This is a genomic window from Acinetobacter sp. YH18001 (assembly GCF_013416975.1).
In the GTDB taxonomy this organism is placed as follows: Bacteria; Pseudomonadota; Gammaproteobacteria; order Pseudomonadales; family Moraxellaceae; genus Acinetobacter; species Acinetobacter pseudolwoffii.
In genome coordinates, this window is sequence record NZ_VPEU01000104.1 from 1 (window position 1) to 2555 (window position 2555).

Annotated in this window: 4 protein-coding genes; 1 reads left to right on the top strand and 3 read right to left on the bottom strand. The window is 39.4% G+C overall.

The genetic code is table 11. The features are described 5' to 3' along the window. Positions 1–911 (bottom strand): MobQ family relaxase (mobQ, locus tag FTV48_RS14450; protein WP_180000753.1); only part of this gene is annotated, 911 nt, incomplete at its 3' end. Between the two features lie 208 nt (positions 912–1119). Between mobQ and FTV48_RS14455 the strand changes: the two genes are divergently transcribed. Next, complete coding sequence (locus FTV48_RS14455; protein WP_004871868.1) at positions 1120–1404, top strand: hypothetical protein; 285 nt, start codon at positions 1120–1122, stop codon at positions 1402–1404. Here FTV48_RS14455 and FTV48_RS14460 read toward each other — a convergent pair. Next, entirely contained in the window at positions 1401–1697 is a 297-nt protein-coding gene (locus FTV48_RS14460; protein ID WP_005265043.1) for a hypothetical protein, read from the bottom strand. The two genes, FTV48_RS14455 and FTV48_RS14460, sit on opposite strands and share 4 nt — an antisense overlap. After that, positions 1694–2555 (bottom strand): replication initiation protein RepM (gene repM / locus FTV48_RS14465; protein WP_257222981.1); only part of this gene is annotated, 862 nt, incomplete at its 5' end. The genes FTV48_RS14460 and repM, both read right to left, overlap by 4 nt.

Consider the following 2555-nt stretch of genomic DNA (forward strand, 5'->3'; position numbering starts at 1 on the left):
CGTTGTTTATCTAATTCTTGCTGTCGTTTCATTTCCGCTTGGCGTTCCAGTTCTAGACGTTTGGTTTCTTGGTTCTTCTGCCATTGATCAAAACCTTGATCGACACGGTTTAAACCACGCTGTAAAACGCTCTCTTTCTGCTGTTTCTGTTGGTCAAGCTGTTGGGCGTTCTGCTGTTTCACATTGTCATTAAAACGGCTGATTTCAGTGTCTATGCCTTGTCTGCGTAATTGGGTGACTTTAGTGCCTTCATGGATGGTGGCTTGTAGTCCGTTATTCTGATCGGCATAGCTGCGGTGATCTATTTTTTCTCGGTAGCCTGCTCGTTCTAATGCGTGATTGGCTAAATTTGCCCACGTTTCCCGAATCTGTTTAATTTCGTCTTGGGTTGTACCCATACCAAGGCTTTTTCGTTTGGCGTTGCTGAGTTCAATATCGGTTTTGGTGGTCAGGGTGAGTTTATTGTCCGTGTCCAATTCGGCTTTTCGGGTGGTAAGCATGATATGGGCGTGATGATTCTTATCATTACCGCCTTTGCTGGGTTCATGGATGGCTAAATCTGCGATCACTCCATAGCGATCAACTAAGGACCTGGCAAAGTCTTTTGCCAAGTCCTTACGTTGATCAGCGTCTAATTCATCAGGTAGGGCAATGACCCATTCTCTAGCGGTTCGGGCATCTTTACGGTTTTCGGTTTTTTCTGCCAAGTTCCAAAGTTCACCACGGTCAATTTCAATATCTAAATTAGACAGAATTTCAGAATGGGCGACACCGTCTTTTCTCGTAAAGTCATGGGTCAGTCCTGTGCGTTCATCTTCTAGTTTTTCCCCTGCACGATATGCAGATGATGCAACCGCAGTTCGCCCCGAACTTCGGTTCACCGTTTTAGTGGAACAATGATAAATTGCCATGCAGTCGCCTTGGGGTGCTTTTGCTTTTAAAAAATTGCGTAGCAGTTTTTTGGGGTTAAGGGGTGTCCCCTTGCGCAACTTTGACTTGAACTTTGTTCAAGTCGTAAGTGCGCATTTCATGAAAAACACGATAGCATATTACCCGCTTGAATTTCAATTCATAGGGTCTTATGCTTGAGTGGTTTTCTATATTCCGAAATTAACCGTTATGACTAAATCTGCTGAAAATATCGAAAAGAAAATTGAAGCCCAGTTAGAGAAGCTGAAACAGTTAAAAGCACAGAAACAGGCTATTGAAGCAAGAGAACGTACCAAAAAGAAAGAACAGGAGCGCAAGGATGATACTAGGCGTAAAATTTTGCTCGGTTCTTACTTGATTAAGAAAATGCAGGCAAATGAAGCTAATAAAGAAAAAATACTCGCTGAACTCAACGAATATTTAACAGAAAATAGAGATCGACAGCTTTTTGATTTGCCCGACATTGAAGCCTAATTTTTCTTAGCTGTTTGGTTATTCTGTTCGGCTTGATACTCGGGAATGAGCGTGTTTAAAACCTTTTGAATATTGTCTTTGTCCTCTATCTGCAAATGATCCCGATAGTAAATTAAGTCCTGTATTTTGCTTTCCATCTGCATTTTTTCGGTGGGTTTGGCATTTTTGGATAGTCGGGATAATAGGAAGATATAACCGCATATATTTTCCCTCGCAATTTCATAATTTACGATGTCGAGGTATTCAACGGTCACATGCTTTAGATCGGTTGATAGGTTATTTAATTTAATCATGGCTGAAATCCTGATTTTTCTAAAATTGGATAAAGCTCTCTGAATTTTTCAGGCTCTAAAAGCATATCAGCGATACGAATAGCAAATTGTTGGTAGCTTTCTGTACCTTGTGAATATTTCCCCATTTCAGGCATTTCTGACATTTTATTCGCAAATAAATGGCGTTGTGCATCGGTCATTTTTATAAAAAAATCAGGCGTGTTTGGATCTCTTTTTGCTTCAACTTTTGGCTGTTGTTTTTGCTTAAATTTGAAAGAAAAACCTGAAATGATCCGTCCTTTTTTATGCTGTTCATACGTTACAGTAATATCAGTATGCTCATTAATTTGTTTAATTGATGGTTCAAGCACACGCTTTTTAAAGTCACTCATGGCGGTGTATTCACTATCAACAAGACCTAATCTGTTTCTAAACTCACTAAGTTCTAGTTGTGGAACTTTTCCAACTTCACGCCAAGCAATCAGCAATTCATAAAGCCTAGTGGCGTATTTACTGGTTAGGTGAGCAACTTGTTTAGCTTCATATTTTGTAAAGTGTTCTTCCAATCGTGTGATTAAAGGCACTACATCAGGAGCAAAAGTAATTTCTAACAATGCTAGGTCATCTACATAAAATATACGGCTTACCCAGCGAGATCGAACAATGCCGACTTTGCCTGTTTTTTTATATTCGGCTGTATAACTAAATTGACGATTAAACAGATTATTTACAGCTTCTCTCAAAGCTTTATATGACGCATAACTATGAGGGATTGACGCATAACTATGAGGGATTGACGCATAACTATGAGGGATTGACGCATAACTATGAGGTGATATATTATTCTCATAATTAATAATAAGGAATACAAAAATGAGT

Coding starts and splice junctions, on each gene's coding strand:
- FTV48_RS14455 (WP_004871868.1), top strand. CDS start 1,120: ATGACTAAATCTGCTGAAAATATCGAAAAGAAAATTGAAGCCCAGTTA.
- FTV48_RS14460 (WP_005265043.1), bottom strand. CDS start 1,697: ATGATTAAATTAAATAACCTATCAACCGATCTAAAGCATGTGACCGTT.